At 71.7% G+C, this 16,471-nt stretch carries 13 protein-coding genes; 11 read left to right on the forward strand and 2 right to left on the reverse strand.

The features are described from left to right. Positions 1-56 precede the first annotated feature (56 nt). A complete protein-coding gene (locus ACL06G_RS08565) occupies positions 57-533 on the reverse strand; it encodes a Dps family protein (RefSeq protein ID WP_412785252.1) in 477 nt (158 codons plus the stop codon). A 228-nt stretch (positions 534-761) separates the two neighbouring features. Here ACL06G_RS08565 and ACL06G_RS08570 point away from each other — a divergent pair, with 228 nt between their 5' ends. After that, complete coding sequence (locus tag ACL06G_RS08570) at positions 762-2,408, forward strand: glycine/sarcosine N-methyltransferase (protein ID WP_503167846.1); 1,647 nt, start codon at positions 762-764, stop codon at positions 2,406-2,408. Between the two features lie 60 nt (positions 2,409-2,468). On the opposite strand, the gene ACL06G_RS08575 is transcribed toward ACL06G_RS08570, so the two are convergent. Continuing rightward, positions 2,469-4,403, reverse strand: coding sequence for an NAD-binding protein (locus tag ACL06G_RS08575; protein ID WP_412785283.1), 1,935 nt, complete (start codon positions 4,401-4,403; stop codon positions 2,469-2,471). A 94-nt stretch (positions 4,404-4,497) separates the two neighbouring features. Between ACL06G_RS08575 and ACL06G_RS08580 the strand changes: the two genes are divergently transcribed. The 10 genes from ACL06G_RS08580 to ACL06G_RS08625 all read left to right on the forward strand — a co-directional run bounded on the left by ACL06G_RS08580 (position 4,498) and on the right by ACL06G_RS08625 (position 16,427). After that, complete coding sequence (locus ACL06G_RS08580; protein WP_412785282.1) at positions 4,498-5,022, forward strand: LOG family protein; 525 nt, start codon at positions 4,498-4,500, stop codon at positions 5,020-5,022. A 14-nt stretch (positions 5,023-5,036) separates the two neighbouring features. After that, a complete protein-coding gene (locus ACL06G_RS08585; protein WP_412785251.1) occupies positions 5,037-5,744 on the forward strand; it encodes an SDR family oxidoreductase in 708 nt (235 codons plus the stop codon). Continuing rightward, positions 5,741-6,769 (forward strand): methionine synthase, encoded by a 1,029-nt coding sequence (locus ACL06G_RS08590; RefSeq protein WP_412785250.1) that lies wholly within the window; start codon positions 5,741-5,743, stop codon positions 6,767-6,769. Before ACL06G_RS08585 ends, ACL06G_RS08590 begins: the two co-directional genes overlap by 4 nt. Positions 6,770-6,803: 34 nt before the next feature. Continuing rightward, complete coding sequence (ligA, locus tag ACL06G_RS08595) at positions 6,804-8,996, forward strand: NAD-dependent DNA ligase LigA (protein ID WP_412785249.1); 2,193 nt, start codon at positions 6,804-6,806, stop codon at positions 8,994-8,996. Positions 8,997-9,243: 247 nt separating this feature from the next. After that, positions 9,244-11,346: a putative bifunctional diguanylate cyclase/phosphodiesterase gene (locus ACL06G_RS08600; RefSeq protein WP_412835670.1), complete on the forward strand. Its 2,103-nt coding sequence runs from the start codon at positions 9,244-9,246 to the stop codon at positions 11,344-11,346. Positions 11,347-11,483: 137 nt separating this feature from the next. Then, on the forward strand, positions 11,484-11,780 hold the full coding sequence (gene gatC, locus ACL06G_RS08605; RefSeq protein ID WP_412785247.1) for an Asp-tRNA(Asn)/Glu-tRNA(Gln) amidotransferase subunit GatC: 297 nt from the start codon (positions 11,484-11,486) through the stop codon (positions 11,778-11,780). Positions 11,781-11,783: 3 nt separating this feature from the next. Continuing rightward, positions 11,784-13,277, forward strand: coding sequence for an Asp-tRNA(Asn)/Glu-tRNA(Gln) amidotransferase subunit GatA (gene gatA / locus ACL06G_RS08610; RefSeq protein ID WP_412785246.1), 1,494 nt, complete (start codon positions 11,784-11,786; stop codon positions 13,275-13,277). Beyond that, the gene (locus ACL06G_RS08615; RefSeq protein WP_412835671.1) at positions 13,274-13,525 is read left to right on the forward strand and encodes a hypothetical protein; all 252 of its coding nucleotides are present in this window, start codon (positions 13,274-13,276) and stop codon (positions 13,523-13,525) included. Before gatA ends, ACL06G_RS08615 begins: the two co-directional genes overlap by 4 nt. Positions 13,526-13,540: 15 nt before the next feature. Next, entirely contained in the window at positions 13,541-15,049 is a 1,509-nt protein-coding gene (gene gatB / locus ACL06G_RS08620; RefSeq protein ID WP_412835672.1) for an Asp-tRNA(Asn)/Glu-tRNA(Gln) amidotransferase subunit GatB, read from the forward strand. Positions 15,050-15,167: 118 nt separating this feature from the next. Beyond that, the gene (locus ACL06G_RS08625; protein WP_412785243.1) at positions 15,168-16,427 is read left to right on the forward strand and encodes an AAA family ATPase; all 1,260 of its coding nucleotides are present in this window, start codon (positions 15,168-15,170) and stop codon (positions 16,425-16,427) included. Positions 16,428-16,471 lie beyond the last annotated feature (44 nt).

Here is a 16,471-nt window from a genome sequence, read left to right on the forward strand (position 1 = left end):
CGCGCTGCCGGCCGGGGTGCGGGACCCCGGTGCGGCCCCGACGGGAACCGACTCCTTCAGCGCTGGTTCTCCGCCTCGAACATCCAGCGGTGCTTCTCCAGGTCGCCGGTGATCTGGATGAAGATGTCCTCCGTGACCGGATCCACCTTCCCCACGGCGGTCATCCGCTCCCGCGACTTGGTGATCACCGCGAAGAGGGCGTCGGCCATGGTCCGCACCGCGTCGACGTCCTGCTGCCAGCCCTCCTTCACCGGGCCGATGGCGGTGCCCGACGCGACCGTTGCGGAGCGCCCGTCCGGTGCCACACCCAGCGCGGAGGCGCGCTCGGCGACCTGGTCCGAGTACTCGCGGGCGTCGGTCACCACCTCGTCGAGCTGCAGGTGGATGGAGCGGAAGCGCGGTCCGACCACGTTCCAGTGGATCTGCTTCGCGACGAGAGCGAGGTCCACGAGGTCCGTCAGCGCCCCCTGCAGAGCGCCTCCGACGGTCTTGAGGTCTTCCTCCGGAAGCGTACTCTTCAGTGCGTACGACATGGTGGTTCACTTTCTCTCGGTATGCCCCGTTCCTTCTCTCGGCGTACCGGGTTCCCGGCAGTAGCCGGGTGACACACCTTGGAATCGAAGGCATGGAACACGAGCGGCCTGGACATGGTTTCCTGCGGGGCTCCAAGCGTGGTTCCCCGCATTGCTCCAGAGCGAGGGTGGCCGCGCGTGCGCCCGCCGCCATCGACCACTGGAGGTTTCGTCATTTCAGCGCGCCCTGTGCAGGAGTTCGGTGATAACCCCGTGGACGTCCGGGAAACCGGGCACTACACCGAGGAGTACATACCCAGTTTCGTCGAGAAGTGGGACTCTCTGATCGACTGGGAGAAGAGAAGGGGGAGCGAGGGAAACTTCTTCGTAGACCTGCTGCGCAAGCGGGGAGTCAAGAGCGTCCTGGACGTGGCGACGGGGACGGGGTTCCACTCCGTCCGCTTGCTCGATGCGGGGTTCGAGACGGTCAGTGCCGACGGCAGCGCCGAGATGCTGGCCCAGGCCTTCGACAACGGAGTCCGCTACGGAAACCACATCCTCCGGGTCGTCCAGGCCGACTGGCGGTGGCTGAACCGGGATGTCCACGGTGAGTACGACGCCATCGTGTGTCTGGGCAACTCGTTCACCCACCTCTTCGCCGAACGCGACCGGCGGAAGGCGCTGGCCGAGTTCTACGCGATGCTGAAGCACGACGGCATCCTCGTGCTCGACCAGCGGAACTACGACGCGATGCTGGACCGCGGGTACTCCAGCAAGCACACGTACTACTACTGCGGTGACGACGTCGCGGTGGAACCCGAGTACCTCGACGACGGCCTGTGCCGGATGCGGTACACCTTCGCTGACGAATCGGTTTACCACCTCAACATGTTCCCGCTGCGGAAGGACTACACCCGCCGGCTCATGTCGGAGGTGGGCTTCCAGCACGTCGAGACCTACGGCGACTTCCAGCACACCTACCGCGAGGAGGAGCCCGACTTCTACGTGCACGTCGCCGAGAAGGAGTACCGGCCGTCCGAGGACCGCAGCGGCAGCTACTCGTCCGCGGTGACCACCGCGCGCAGCTACTACAACTCCGCCGACGCCGACGCCTTCTACGCGGCGGTGTGGGGTGGCGAGGACATCCACATCGGTCTCTACGACCGCCCGGACGAGCCGATCGCGGACGCCAGCCGCCGGACCGTGGAGCGGATGGCCGGGAAGCTCGGGCTCAGCCCCGGGTCGGTCGTCCTCGACCTCGGCGCCGGCTACGGCGGCAGCGCCCGGCAGCTCGCGACCGCACACCGCTGCCGGGTCCTGGCGCTCAACCTCAGCGAGGTCGAGAACGAACGTCACCGCGCGCTCAACGCCGAGCGGGGGCTGAGCGACTCCATCGAGGTGGTCGACGGCTCGTTCGAGGACCTCCCCTACCCGGACTCCAGCGTCGACGTGGTGTGGTCGCAGGACGCGTTCCTGCACAGCGGCAACCGCACCCGCGTGCTGGAGGAGGCCGCGCGGGTGCTGCGCCCCGGCGGACAGCTGATCTTCACCGACCCCATGTCGGCCGACGGCGTCCCCAAGGCGCGCCTGCAGCCGGTGCTGGACCGCATCCACCTGGAGACCATGGGGTCCCCGGGGTTCTACCGGAGGGAGCTGTCCAAGCTGGGCTTCTCGCCCGCGAGCGGCGACGGGTTCGAGGAACACCGCGAGCAGCTCGTGCGCCACTACGGGCGGGTCCTGGAGGAGACCGAGCGGCAGGAGGCCCAGGGGCTCGGCGGGCAGGTGAGTGCCGAGTACCTGACCCGCATGAAGAAGGGCCTCACGAACTGGGTGCACAGCGGTCAGGAACAGGACGTCACCTGGGGCATCTTCCACTTCCGGTTCAACGGCGGCTGACCGCCTTCCGCCGGAGGGCGGGGGCCGGCGCGCGACACCGCGTGCCGGCCCCCGCCGCCGTCAGGCCCCTCCCTGACGGGGCAGCATCGCGGGGCCGCCGTCCCCGTCCGGGGCGGGACCAGCGCTCAGCAGCGAGCCCAACCCGCGCCGGGTAGCCGCCACGACCACCCGGTCGTCCGGCTGCAGCATGTGACCGGGGTGCAGTCGCCAGGCCAGCTCGCCGCCGGCCGCGGGTGCGGGGTCGCCGCACCCCACCGACGGCACTCCACCCGGCCCGCCCACCCCTGCCAGGTCGGCCCGGCGCTCGGCGGGCGCGGCGATGTCCAGGGCGACGACCCGCCACGCGCCGCGTTCGAACGCCTCGCCGACGGTGCGGCCCTCCAGCAACGGGTTGCCCCGCACGTCCACCGCGGCGAACACCATCACCCGGCGGCCGACCGGGATCGCCCCCATCACCTGGCGGCCCATCATCGCCCCGGCGAAGGCGGGTGCCGCCAGGGCCGACACCGACCTGCTGCGGGTCTGGGCCAGGGGGTAGGTGTCCCGCAGCGTCCGGCTGACGGTGAAGGCGAAGTCGTCGTCGAACAGCCGCAGCGCGACGCGCAGTTCGGGCTTCACCTGGCGCGCGTAGAGCACCGCCTCCAGATTGGTGCCGTCGTCGCTGGTGAGCGCCAGAAATGCCCGACTCCGCTTGATGCGGGCCGCCTCCAGCACCCCGTCGTCCTCGGTGACGTCCGCGATCAGCGTCGGCACCCGGCGGGCGCGGGCCAGCGCGATGCCCCGGGCCTCCGGGTCCCGCTCGATGCAGACCACCGGAATGTCCAGTTCCAGTAGCCGGTCGAGGACCCGTGTGCCGACCTTGCCCAGGCCCAGCAGCACGACGTGGCCGGACAGCCCGCGGGGTGGCGAGCGCAGCGTGGCCACCCTGCGGAAGGCGCCGTAGCTCTCCAGCACCACCGCCAGCAGCAGGGGAAGCATCATCAGACCGGTGAAGCTCGCGAGGAGTTGCAGGATCTGGTCGCCGGGCGGCGCGGCCACATTGGGATCGTTGATCGCCAGGAAGTCGAGCAGGGTCAGGTAGGCGGCGTGCAGCGGACCGCCGCCTCCAGAGCGCCAGTTCAGCGCCGCGAGGCAGGCGACGATCAAGGCCATCGCGCCCAGCGCGATGCGCAACCGGCGGGAGAAGAGCGTGCCCAGCTGGCGGAGGGCCGGTAACGCGGGCAGCCGTCCCGTCGTCGGATTGGGCCGCTCGCGGCGGGTGATGGCCTCCAGCACGAACACCCCGCGGCGCGACGGGAGTCCCTCCAGTTCGGAGTCGCCCGGGAGCAGCACGGGCCCGACACCGTCGGCCGCGTCCTCCGCCGCCTCCTCCGGGGCGTCGGCGGAGTCCCGCGCCTCGGGCAGCAGGGCCAGCGTGCACAGCGGGTTGCGGGCTCCGCGGTCCCGGCCGCCGACCGACCCCAGCGTCCGCTCCTTGGCCCGCAGCAGCAGGCCGTCGGCGTGCACGATCTTGTCGCTGCCCACCACCGCCGCGGCGACGAGAGACGGGGCCGCGGTGTCGGCATCGGACAGCACCGTGGTGGAGGCGTCCACCGACGCCGGGTCCAGGTCCGGCCGGTTCACCTCGACCGCGCGGTCCAGCAGGTTCTCCAGATAGCCGCCGAGCGTCCGGTTGAACATCCGGATCACCAGGCGCAGTCTCGGATTCAGACGACGTGCCCGCAGCGCGACGTGCACGTTGAGCTGGTCGTCGCCCGAGGTCAGCGCCAGGGCCGCGGCGTGCTCGACCCCCGCCCGGCGCAGCGCCGCATCGTCCGGGGCCCGGGCCTCCACCGCGGAGACGGACAGTCCCGGCGCGCCGATCAACTCCGAGATCCGCGGGCCGTGGTCACCGCCGCGCAGCGAGGGCAGCACCACCGTGACGTGCTGCCCGTAGACGCCCGCGAGCTCTCTCGTGATCCGCTGCGCCAGCGCGTTGTCGCCGCACACCACCATGTGGGGGCGCTCCCCGCCCGGTGCGCCTACGCTGCTGTCCATGGTCTCCACGGACAGTTCCTCCCCCCTGAAGCCCCCGCAGGGTCTGCCGCCGATGCACATCTGCGTCTTCTGCTCCGCGGCCGATCTCGCCGAGGTCTACACGGCCGAGGCCCGTCGGTTCGCCGAGCTTATCGGGAAACGCGGACACACCCTGGTGTGGGGCGGCAGCGACGTGGGCCTCATGAAGGTCGTCGCGGACGGCGTGCAGGGCGCGGGAGGGCGGCTGGTCGGCGTCTCCGTGGAGTTCCTCCACCACAAGGCACGGGCCGGGGCGCACGAGATGATCGTCGCGTCGACGCTCGCGGAGCGCAAGGCGGTGCTGCTGGAGCGGGCGGACGCGGTGGTGGTCATGGTCGGGGGCACCGGGACGCTGGACGAGGCCACCGACATCCTCGAGTTGAAGAAGCACGGCATGCACGGCAAGCCGGTGGTGGTGCTCAACACGGCGGGCTTCTACGACGGTCTGCGGCGGCAGATGGAACGCATGGATGCCGAAGGCTTCCTGCCCGTTCCGCTGCCCGGCCTGGTGACCTTCGCCCGGGACGCCGAGGCGGCGGTCGCCGCACTCGGTGCGTGAGGGATCATGGCGGCATGTCGACAACCTCCAGCCCTGCAACCCACCTGATCACCGGAGCCGGCTCCGGCATCGGCGCGGCCCTCGCCCGGCGGCTGCAGGACCGCGGCGACCAGCTGTGGCTCCTCGCGCGGGACGCGGGACGCGCGAAGGAGCTCGCCGCGGAGTTCTCCGGTGCGCGGACCCTGGTCGGCGACCTCGCCGAGCCGGAGCGGCTGTCCTGGGCCTTCAGCCACCAGGAGCTCCCGGAACGGCTCGACTCGTTGCAGCACGTCGCCGGAGTCGTCGAGCTCGGCCGTGTCGGCGACCTCGGCATCAGGACGTGGAACACGACGCTCGCGGCGAACCTCGTGGCACCCGCCGAACTGACGCGGCTGCTGCTGCCGCAGCTCCGCCTGGCGCGGGGGCACGTGGTGTTCGTCAACTCCGGGGCCGGCCTGCGGGCCAACCCCGAATGGAGCGCCTACGCGGCGAGCAAGCACGGTCTGAAGGCTCTGGCCGACGCGCTGCGCGGCGAGGAGGGGGAGCACGGCCTCCGCGTCACCTCCGTCTACCCCGGGCGCACCGCGACGCCGATGCAGGAGAAGGTGCACCGGCAGGAGGGCAAGGAGTACGACCCCGAGCGCTGGATCACGCCCGGAGCCGTCGCCGAGACCGTGCTCACCGCTCTCGACCTGCCGCACGGCAGCGAGGTCACCGACCTCACCGTGCGCCCGACCGCATGAGTGCGCACGTGTGGGGACCGGGCGCCGCGACCGGCATCGGATCGATGCCGGGAGGGGACGCGCGCGAGACGGTGAGGGCCGTCACCGGCACTCTGGAGGGCCTGCCGTTCCTCCCCGAGCTGCCCGCCCGCGGACCGGGCGCCGACATGACGGGCCGGACGGCCGGTATGCTCGCCGAGCTGTACGCCCAGCTGGAGCCCAGCGGCTGGCGACTGGCCGACCGTCCCGGCAGGGACACCCGCCGCGCGCGGTCCTGGCTCCGCGAGGACCTGGACGCGCTGGAGGAGTTCACCCAGGGCCGCACCGGTGCGCTGAAGGTGTCCGTCGTCGGGCCCTGGACGCTGGCGTCCGCGCTGCAGCTGCGGGGCGGCGAAGCCATGCTGACCGACGCCGGCGCCTGCCGTGATCTGGCGGCCTCGCTCGGCGAGGGGCTGCGCGCCCACCTGGACGAGCTCGGCCGTCGTGTGCCGGGAGCCCGGATCGTGCTGCAGCTGGACGAGCCGGCGCTCGCCGCGGTGCTGCGGGGACGGGTACGGACCGCCAGCGGTTACCGCACCTACCGGGCCGTGGACCGGACGGTGGCCGAGGGCACGCTGCGCGAGCTGATCGGGATGCACGACGGGGAGACGGTGGTGCACGCGTGCGCGGCGGAGGTGCCGTTCGCCCTGCTGCGCCGCGCCGGGGCCGCGGGGATCTCGTTCGACTACGACCGGCTCACGTCCGGCGGGACGGACACGGAGAGTGTCGACGAGGCGATCGGTGAGGCGGCCGAGGCGGGCACCGCGCTGTTCTTCGGCATGGTGCCCGGTGACGGCTCCGATGCCGCGGAATTGTCCGACCCGGCAGGTAGCGTCATGGGTGTCAGGTCGCTGTGGCGCAGGCTGGGACTGTCACCCGCCCTCCTCACCGAGGCGGTGGTGGTCACTCCGTCGTGCGGCCTCGCGGGCGCCTCCCCGGCGTACGCGCGGGCAGCACTGGAGCACTGCGTCCGGGCCGCGGGTTCGCTCGCGGACAACCCTGAGTGACGGGGCATCGGGACGTACGGGAGGACGAGAGACGGTGGCGGGCGAAGAACCAGCAGGGCGGAACCAGATCCCCGAGCACGCACGCGAGCGGCACGGGCAGCTGGCCGATCAGGTCGAGGAGCACCGCTTCCGCTACTACGTGAAGGACGCTCCCGTCGTCAGCGACGCCGAGTTCGACCGCCTCCTGCGGGAACTCGAGGAGCTGGAGGAGGCGCACCCGGCGCTCCGCACCCCGCAGTCGCCCACGCAGCAGGTCTCCGGCCGTTACGAGACCGGCTTCGCCGAGGTGGCCCACCGGGAGCGCATGCTCTCCCTGGACAACGCCTTCGACGACGAGGAACTCGGCGGCTGGAGCGACAGGCTGGCGCGCGAGCTCGACGGTCTCCCGTACCACTTCCTGTGCGAGCTGAAGATCGACGGTCTCGCGGTGAACCTCACCTACGAGCACGGCCGGCTCACCCGCGCGGCGACCCGCGGCGACGGGCGTACCGGTGAGGACATCACGCCCAACGTGCGCACCGTCGCGGACGTGCCGCAGCGGCTCGCCGGGGAGGACGTGCCCGCCCTGATCGAGGTCAGGGGGGAGGTGTTCTTCCCCATGGAGGGCTTCGAGGAGCTCAACGCGCGGCTGGTCGAGGCGGGCGACAAGCCGTTCGCCAATCCGCGCAACGCGGCGGCCGGCTCGCTGCGCCAGAAGGACCCGCGGGTCACCGCGTCCCGCCCGCTGAGGATGGTCGTGCACGGAGTGGGTGCGTCGGAGGGCTTCGGTGCCGAACGGCTGTCGGACGCCTACGACCGGCTGCGTGCCTGGGGGCTGCCGGTCTCCGAGCACGTCCGTGTGGTGGCGGGAGCGGCCGGGGTACGGAGCTACATCGAGGAGTACGGCGAACGCCGTCACGCCGTGGGGCACGAGATCGACGGCGTGGTCGTGAAGCTGGACGAGATCCCCCTCCAGGGCAGGCTCGGCTCCACCTCGCGGGCTCCCCGCTGGGCCATCGCCTGGAAGTTCCCGCCCGAGGAGGTCAACACCCGGCTCGTGGACATCCGGGTCGGGGTGGGGCGCACCGGCCGCGTCACGCCGTACGCCGTGGTGGAGCCGGTCACCGTGGCGGGTTCGGAGGTCGAGTTCGCCACCCTCCACAACCAGGAGGTGGTGAAGGCCAAGGGTGTCCTCCTCGGCGACACGGTCGTGCTGCGCAAGGCGGGCGACGTGATTCCGGAGATCCTCGGCCCCGTCGCCGACCTCCGGGACGGCACCGAGCGCGAGTTCGTCATGCCCTCGGCGTGCCCGGACTGCGGAACCGCGCTGCGGCCCATGAAGGAGGGCGATGTCGACCTGCGGTGCCCCAACGCGCGGTTCTGCCCGGCGCAGCTCCGGGAGCGGGTGTACTACCTCGCAGGGCGCAAGGCCCTGGACATCGAGCACTTCGGCTACGTGGCGGCCACCGCGCTCACCCAGCCGCTGGAGCCGGCCGAACCACCCCTGCGGGACGAGTCGGGGCTGTTCGACCTGAGCGTCGAGCAGTTGCTGCCGATCCGGTCCTACGTCCTGGATCAGGACACCGGCCTCCCCAAGCGCGATCCCGGGACGGGCCTGGAGAAGGTCGTCACCTTCTTCGCCAACAGCAAGGGCGAGCCGAAGAAGAACACGCTCGCGCTGCTGGAGCGGATCGAGGAGGCGAAGCGCCGTCCGCTGGCACGCGTGATCACCGGTCTCTCCATCCGGCATGTCGGGCCGGTCGCCGCCGAGGCGCTCGCCCGCGAGTTCCGGTCATTGGACCGGATCATGGAGGCGGACGAGGCGGAGCTGGCCGCCACCGAGGGCGTGGGGCCCACCATCGCCGCCTCTCTGAAGGCCTGGTTCGCCGAGGACTGGCACCGCGAAATCGTCGAGCGCTGGCGGGCGGCCGGGGTGCGCATGGTGGTGGAGCCGGTCGAGGGGGAGGAGACCTCGCGCGGGCTCGAAGGCGTCACCGTGGTGGTGACCGGCACCCTCGCCTCCCACACGCGGGACGGCGCCAAGGAGGCGCTGCAGCGCCAGGGTGCCAAGGTCACCGGATCGGTCTCGAAGAAGACCGGATTCGTCGTAGTGGGTGACAGTCCCGGATCGAAATACGACAAGGCCGTGCAGTTGAAGGTGCCGATTCTCGACGAGAACGGCTTCGCTGTCCTCCTGGAGCGCGGCCCCGACGCCGCGCGCGAAGCAGCGCTCCAGCCACCCGAATAGGGCAGCCGACCGGGCCGTTCACCTGCCGCGGAGCTGTCGTGGCGACCGCTGCCGCTCCTCTCCGAGGGCTCTTTCGGCGCCTTCCCGCGGGAACCCGAACGGCCGAGAACGGCGGCCGTTCCGCCCCTCCGCCGAGGGGGCGCACCCTCGGCCGATAGGTGCCCCCCACAGTCAACTCCGCCCTACTGTGGGGGAATGAGCCTGTCGCCCGCCGCGTCAGGCACCACGGTTGTGTGAGAGGGACGGCATGCTGGAATCCCGCGGTGCCGACGCTGCGTCACGGCTGCGTCGGGTCCTCCGCTTCGGCCGCCCGGGCTTCGCCCCGACCGTCCTCGGCCTCGCCGCCGGGGCTCTCGCCGCAGGTGTCCTCAGGACGCTGCACGACGGTCACGCACTCTTCCCCGGCGGCTCGGTGGGGTGGTCCCTCGCCACCCTCACCGGCCTGGTCGTGATCCACCTGGTCGCCATGGGCCGGGACCGCTGGTGGGGAGGGACCGGCTCCGGAGCCGCCGTCGCGCTGGCGGTCCTGCTGCTTCACGGGTGGGTGCCCGCGTCGGCCGTCTCCCTCGCCGTCGTCGTGCTGGTGGGCGCGGCCCGGCGGCGCCGTCTCCGCACGGCACTCGTCCACGGCGCCGTGGACCTTCTCGCCCTTGGCGGCGCGGCCCTCCTCCTCGGCCTGTTCCGCCCGTATCCCACGGTCGAGTCGCCCTGGACACCGGCCGCCTGGGACGTCTACGCCGTTCCCGAACTCCTCACCGCGGCCTGCGCGTACCTGCTGCTGAGCCGGGTGCTGCTGCGGTGCTGCTTCGCGCGCCCGGAGGGCGCGGACTCCGGTTGCGACCGGACCGCCCTGCTCCGTCAGTGCCTCGTGGCGGTGGCGCTTCTCGGCATCTCCCCGCTGATCGTCGTCGTCGCCGTCCACGCACCACTGGTGCTCCCGCTGTTCGCCGTGCCGCTGATCGCCCTCGACTCCACGCTGTGGATCGCCCGTGCGCGTGCGGAGGAACAGCTCATCGACAGTCTCACGGGGCTGCCCAACAGGCAGCGGCTCATGGAACGCACGCGGGCGGCCCTCCGCGAGGCTCGCCGCACCGGCAACCGCTCAGCACTGCTGCTCATCGACCTCGACCGATTCCGCTCCGTCAACGACACGCTCGGGCATCCGGCCGGCGACCGGCTGCTGCTCCGCATCGCGGGCAGGCTCCGCACCGTGCTGCCCGCGGGAGCGGAGCCCGCACGGCTGGGCGGCGACGAGTTCGCGGTGCTGCTGCCCGAGGTCGACTCCACCACCAGCGCGCAGCGCGTGGCCCGCACCGTGGTCGCGGCGCTCGGCTCCCCACTGGACCTGGACGGGCTCACGCTCGCCCTGGAGGCGAGTGCGGGCGTCGCGGTGTTCCCCGAGCACGCGCACGAGGCGGAGGGGCTGCTGCGCCGTGCGGACGTCGCCATGTACGAGGCCAAGCGGGACCGGTCGGGGGCGGAGGTCTACGACGCGACGCGGGACGGCAACACGCCCGACCGCCTCGGCCTCCTCGCCGATCTCCGCCGGGCGCTCGACGACGGCGAGGTCGCGCTGCACTACCAGCCCAAGGTGCGGTTCGACGGCCGCGTCTGCGGACTGGAGGCCCTGGTGCGATGGGTGCATCCGGAGCGGGGGCGCGTCCCGCCCGACGAGTTCATAGCGATCGCGGAGTCCTCGGGGCTCATGCCGCGGCTGACCGAGTACGTGCTGGAGGTCGCCCTCGCGCAGGTCGCGCGGTGGCGGAGCGCGGGACTCACCGTGCCGGTGGCCGTGAACGTCTCTCCGCGGGACGTGGCCGGACCGGGGTTCGCCGGGGCGGTCGCCGCCAGGCTGGCCCGGCACGGTGTGCCGCCGCACGCCCTGCAGTTGGAGATCACCGAGCACGTGCTCCTGGAGGAGCCGCAGCGCGCCGCCGACACCCTGGCCGCGCTCGCGGGGCACGGTGTGCGGATGTCGCTGGACGACTTCGGCACCGGCTACTCGTCGCTGGTGCACCTGCGCCGCCTGCCGGTCAGCGAACTCAAGATCGACCGTTCCTTCGTGGCCCGGCTCGCCGTCGACGCCGAGGACGCGGAGATCGTGCGGTGCACCGTCGACCTGGCCCACTCACTGGGACTCCAGGTCGTCGCGGAGGGCGTGGAGGACGACGAGACCTGGGAACGGCTGCGCGACCTCACCTGTGATGCGGTGCAGGGGTGGCTGGTGGCGGCGGCCATGCCGGCCGACGAGGCCACGGCCTGGCTCGCCTCCCGCGGCGAGGACGGCGCGCGGCAGCGGGCGCTCCCTCCCGCCGCCTCCCCGAGCCCGGTCGACCAGCCCGTGACCTGAAGGGGCGCGCAGCCGTCCTCCGCGCCCGCTGCGGACGGACGGCCGCTGCCGGACGGCAACCGTTTAGGAGCCCGGTACGGGTGCGCCATAGGATTGGGCGGAGCCCGACCACACGCATCTCACCCTTGAGGATCCGCATGCCTGGCATCACGCGCGAGGAGGTCGCCCACCTCGCCCGGCTGGCACGCCTCGAGCTGCAGGACGAAGAACTCGACCACTTCGCCGGACAGCTCGACGACATCATCGGCGCCGTCGCCGCCGTCTCCGATGTCGCCGACGAGGACGTACCGCCGACCTCCCACCCGCTGCCGCTGACCAACGTCATGCGCCCGGACGAGGTCCGTCCGAGCCTGACGCCCGAACAGGCGCTCTCCGGCGCGCCGGCACAGGAGCAGCAGCGTTTCAAGGTGCCCCGGATCCTGGGGGAGGACTGAGTCATGAGCGATCCGATCAAGCTGACCGCCGCGGAGATCGCGGAGAAGATCGCCTCCGGCGAGGTCACCGCCGTGCAGGTAGCCGAGGCCCACCTGGCCCGGATCGATGCCGTGGACGAGAAGGTGCACGCCTTCCTCCACGTCGACCGGGAGGGCGCGCTCGCGCAGGCCCGCGCGGTCGACGCGAAGCGCGAACGGGGTGAGAAGCTCGGCCCGCTCGCGGGCGTGCCTCTCGCGCTGAAGGACATCTTCACCACCGAAGGCATTCCGACCACGGTCGGATCCAAGATCCTCGAAGGCTGGATCCCGCCCTACGACGCCACGGTCACCCGGCGGCTCAAGGAAGCGGACGTCGTCATCCTCGGCAAGACCAACATGGACGAGTTCGCCATGGGGTCCTCCACCGAGAACAGTGCCTTCGGCCCGACCCGCAACCCCTGGGACCTCACCCGCATCCCGGGCGGTTCCGGGGGCGGATCGTCCGCCTCCCTGGCCTCCCACCAGGCGCCTCTCGCGATCGGCACCGACACCGGCGGGTCCATCCGCCAGCCGGCCGCCGTGACCGGCACGGTCGGCGTGAAGCCGACCTACGGCGGTGTTTCGCGCTACGGCATGGTCGCCTTCTCGTCCTCGCTGGACCAGGGCGGTCCCTGCGCCCGCACCGTGCTGGACGCCGCCCTGCTGCACAGTGTGATCGGCGGCCACGACGCGCTCGACTCCACCTCCATCGAGCAGCCGCTGCCCGATGTGGTCGCCGCCGCACGGAACGGCAGCGTCGAGGGCCTGCGGGTCGGCGTCGTGAAGGAGTTCCGGGGCGAGGGCTACCAGGCCGGAGTGATGCAGCGCTTCGACGAGGCCGTCGAGGTGCTGCGCGAGCTGGGCGCCGAGGTCGTGGAGGTCTCCTGCCCGTCCTTCACCAAGGCGCTGGCGGCCTACTACCTGATCGCCCCCAGCGAGTGCTCGTCCAACCTCGCGCGCTTCGACGCCATGCGCTACGGCCTGCGCGTCGGCGACGACGGGACGCGCTCCGCGGAGGACGTCACCGCGCTCACCCGCGAGGCCGGGTTCGGGCCCGAGGTCAAGCGCCGCGTCATGCTCGGCACCTACGCGCTCAGCTCCGGCTACTACGACGCCTACTACGGTTCCGCCCAGAAGGTCCGCACCCTCATCACGCGGGACTTCGAGAAGGCGTACGAGAGCGTGGACGTGCTGGTCTCGCCGACCACGCCGACCACCGCCTTCCCCATCGGCGAGCGCGCCGACGACCCGATGGCCATGTACCTCGCCGACCTGTGCACCATCCCGTCCAACCTCGCCGGCAACGCGGCCATGTCGCTGCCCTGCGGCCTGGCGCCGGAGGACGGGCTCCCGGTGGGCCTGCAGATCGTCGCGCCCGCCATGGCCGATGACCGCCTCTACCGTGTCGGTGCCGCCGTCGAGGCCGCCTACCAGGCACGTTGGGGGCATCCGTTGCTCGAGGAGGCTCCGTCGCTGTGAGTGGAAAGCTGCAGAAGGCCAAGGGATTCAAGAACTCCCGCACCGGCATGTACGTGTCCATCGCCACCTCCCTGTTCGGCGTCGTGGGTACCGTGAAGAGGGGCAGGCAGGCCCGGGCGGAGGGAGACACCCTCCAGATGCTGGACGTGGCGGTGTCCGCCGCCGGCATCGTCACCGGTGTCGCCCTGCTCGTCCGAGAACTGCGCCGGCTGGACCTGGAAGACGTCGTGGACGACGTCCTCGACTGAGAGGCAAGAATTTCCGTGACCGTCACAGAACTGGTGTCGTACGAGGACGCCCTGGCCGGCTTCGACCCCGTGATGGGGCTCGAGGTCCACGTCGAGCTCGGCACCAGGACCAAGATGTTCTGCGGGTGCTCCACCGCCCTGGGCGCGGAGGCCAACACCCAGACCTGCCCCACCTGCCTGGGGCTGCCCGGTGCTCTGCCGGTCGTCAACGCGACCGGCGTCGAGTCCGCGGTGCGCATCGGACTCGCGCTGAACTGCCGGATCGCCGAGTGGTGCCGCTTCGCCCGGAAGAACTACTTCTATCCGGACATGCCGAAGAACTTCCAGACCTCCCAGTACGACGAGCCCATCGCCTTCGACGGCTACCTCGACGTGCAGCTGGAGGACGGCGAAGTCTTCCGCGTGGAGATCGAGCGGGCCCACATGGAGGAGGACACCGGCAAGTCCACCCACATCGGCGGTGCCACCGGCCGGATCCACGGCGCCTCCCACTCGCTGCTGGACTACAACCGGGCGGGCATCCCGCTGATCGAGATCGTCACCAAGCCGATCACCGGCGTGGGCGAGCGGGCGCCCGAGGTCGCCAAGGCGTACGTCGCCGAACTGCGCGAACTCATCCGTGCGCTCGACGTCTCCGAGGCCCGCATGGAGATGGGCCAGATGCGCTGCGACGTCAACCTGTCGCTGCGCCCGCACGGCGTACCGGAGTTCGGCACCCGCTCCGAGACCAAGAACGTCAACTCGCTGCGCTCCGTCGAGCGGGCGGTGCGGTTCGAGGTGCAGCGGCACGCGGCCGTGCTCTCCGGCGGTGGGTCCATCGTCCAGGAGACCCGGCACTTCCACGAGGAGGACGGCTCCACCACCTCCGGGAGGATCAAGGAGGAGGCCGAGGACTACCGGTACTTCCCGGAGCCCGACCTGGTTCCGGTGGCGCCGCCCCGCGACTGGGTGGAGAAGCTGCGTGCCGAACTCCCGGAACTGCCGCGGCTGCGCCGCAACCGGCTCCGTGAGGAGTGGGGCATCTCCGAGCACGAGATGCAGTCGGCCCTGAACGCGGGCGCCGTCGGCCTGATCGTCGCCACCATCGACGCCGGGGCGCCGGCCGACCAGGCCCGCAAGTGGTGGATGGGAGAACTGGCCCGGCGCTCCAACGAACAGGGCGTCGAGCTGGGCGATCTGCCGATCACGGCCGAGCAGGTGGCGCGGCTGTGCGAACTGGTCGCCGAGGGTTCCCTCAACGACAAGCTCGCCCGCCAGACCATCGAGGGCGTCCTCGCCGGCGAGGGTTCGCCCGACGAGGTCGTGGACAAGCGCGGCCTGAGGGTCGTCTCCGACGACGGCGCCCTCGGGAAGGCGGTCGACGAGGCCATCGAGGGCAACCAGGCGGTCGCGGACAAGATCCGGGGCGGCAAGGTCGCCGCGGCCGGGGCGCTCGTCGGGGCCGTGATGAAGGCCACGCGGGGGCAGGCCGACGCCGCGCGCGTCCGTGAACTGATCCTGGAGAAGCTCGGCGTCGAGGGCTGAGAACGACCGGAAGACCTACTGCGGGCGGTTCCCTCCGGGTGGAGCCGCCCGCAGCGGGCTTCCTGCGGCTAGGGTGGCGCATGGCTGACCGCGCAGGTCCCTATGAGGAGGTGGAGACGTGATCACCCGTGTGGAGATCGACGGGTTCAAGTCGTTCCTGAATTTCGAGTTGGACGTTCATCCGTGCACGGTGCTCATGGGCGCCAACGGTTCGGGGAAGTCCAACCTTCTGGACGCCCTGGACTTCGTCCGCAAGGCCGTGACGAGCGGCTTCCCCTCGTCCCTGGGCACCGATCCGCCGCTTGCCCCCCGGCACCTGTTCCATCACGCCGCCGGCAGTGACGGCACCTACTCCTCCACCTTGATGAGCATCAAGGTCGGGATGATCGTGCCCTCCTCGGACGGGCCGCTGCCGATGGTCGTGTGGCTCGAGGTGGAACGCGACAGCGACCCGCCGGAGTCCTCCCGGGCCACGCCGCTGCCGGTGCGCGCCAGCGTCTGGATCAGCAGCATGGACCGCACCGGCTGGATGGGGCGGCTCGGCCTTCCCGACGACCTGCGCGACGCGCTGTCCCAGGCACGGGAGAAGTTCCTCAAGCGCACCGGCACCGACTGGGTGTCGCTCGACGCCGAGTCCGCGGGAAGCGGCAAGGACGGCGCGGAACTCCTCGCTCTGCTCCACCGCGAGTGCGCGACCTGGCAGCCGATCGCCCTCGACCCCGCCGCACTGCGCCGGCCGTTCGGCGGCAGCGAGGTCGCCCCGCTGCAGGCCGACGGCGGCAACCTGGCCGCCGTGCTGCACCGGGTCGGGCGCGAGGAGCGCTCCGCCATGGAGGCGGACCTGACCGCCCTGGTCCCGGACACCGACGGGATCCGCCCGCTCTTCGACGAGCGGCGCGGCGAGTACGACTTCGACGTGCTGTTCAGCCACACCGGCTGGACCTCGCCCCCGATGCTCTCCGGCGGCACCCTGCGGGTGCTGGCGCTGCTCGCCGCCTGGTACGACGACCGCCGCGCCGGGGTGCTGGCCGTCGAGGAACTGGAGAACGGACTCCACCCGTCCCGCCTGCCTGAGCTGGTGCGGCGCCTGCGCCGCGGCGTCGACGAGTACGGCGACTTCGCCGACCGCGCCACGCAGGTGAGCGGCTTCCGGCAGCTCATCGCCACGACGCACTCCCCGGCGCTGCTGTCGGCGATGGCCGACGAGACCTCGGGTGGACTGGTCTTCCTGGAGCAGGACACCCGTGTCGACCCGGACAGCCAGGCCGTGTCCTCGGTGACGCGGGCCCGTCCGGTGCGCGAACGGCGCCCCGGAGAGGGCCCGGGGACGACGGTCGCGGCCGACGAAGCGGCCGCGCTGCTCGACACCGCGGGCTGATCGCGGCCGGACCTCCGCTTCCTCACGCGGCCCCCGGCATCGCC

This window comes from Streptomyces callyspongiae, assembly GCF_047200695.1.
GTDB lineage: Bacteria > Actinomycetota > Actinomycetes > Streptomycetales > Streptomycetaceae > Streptomyces.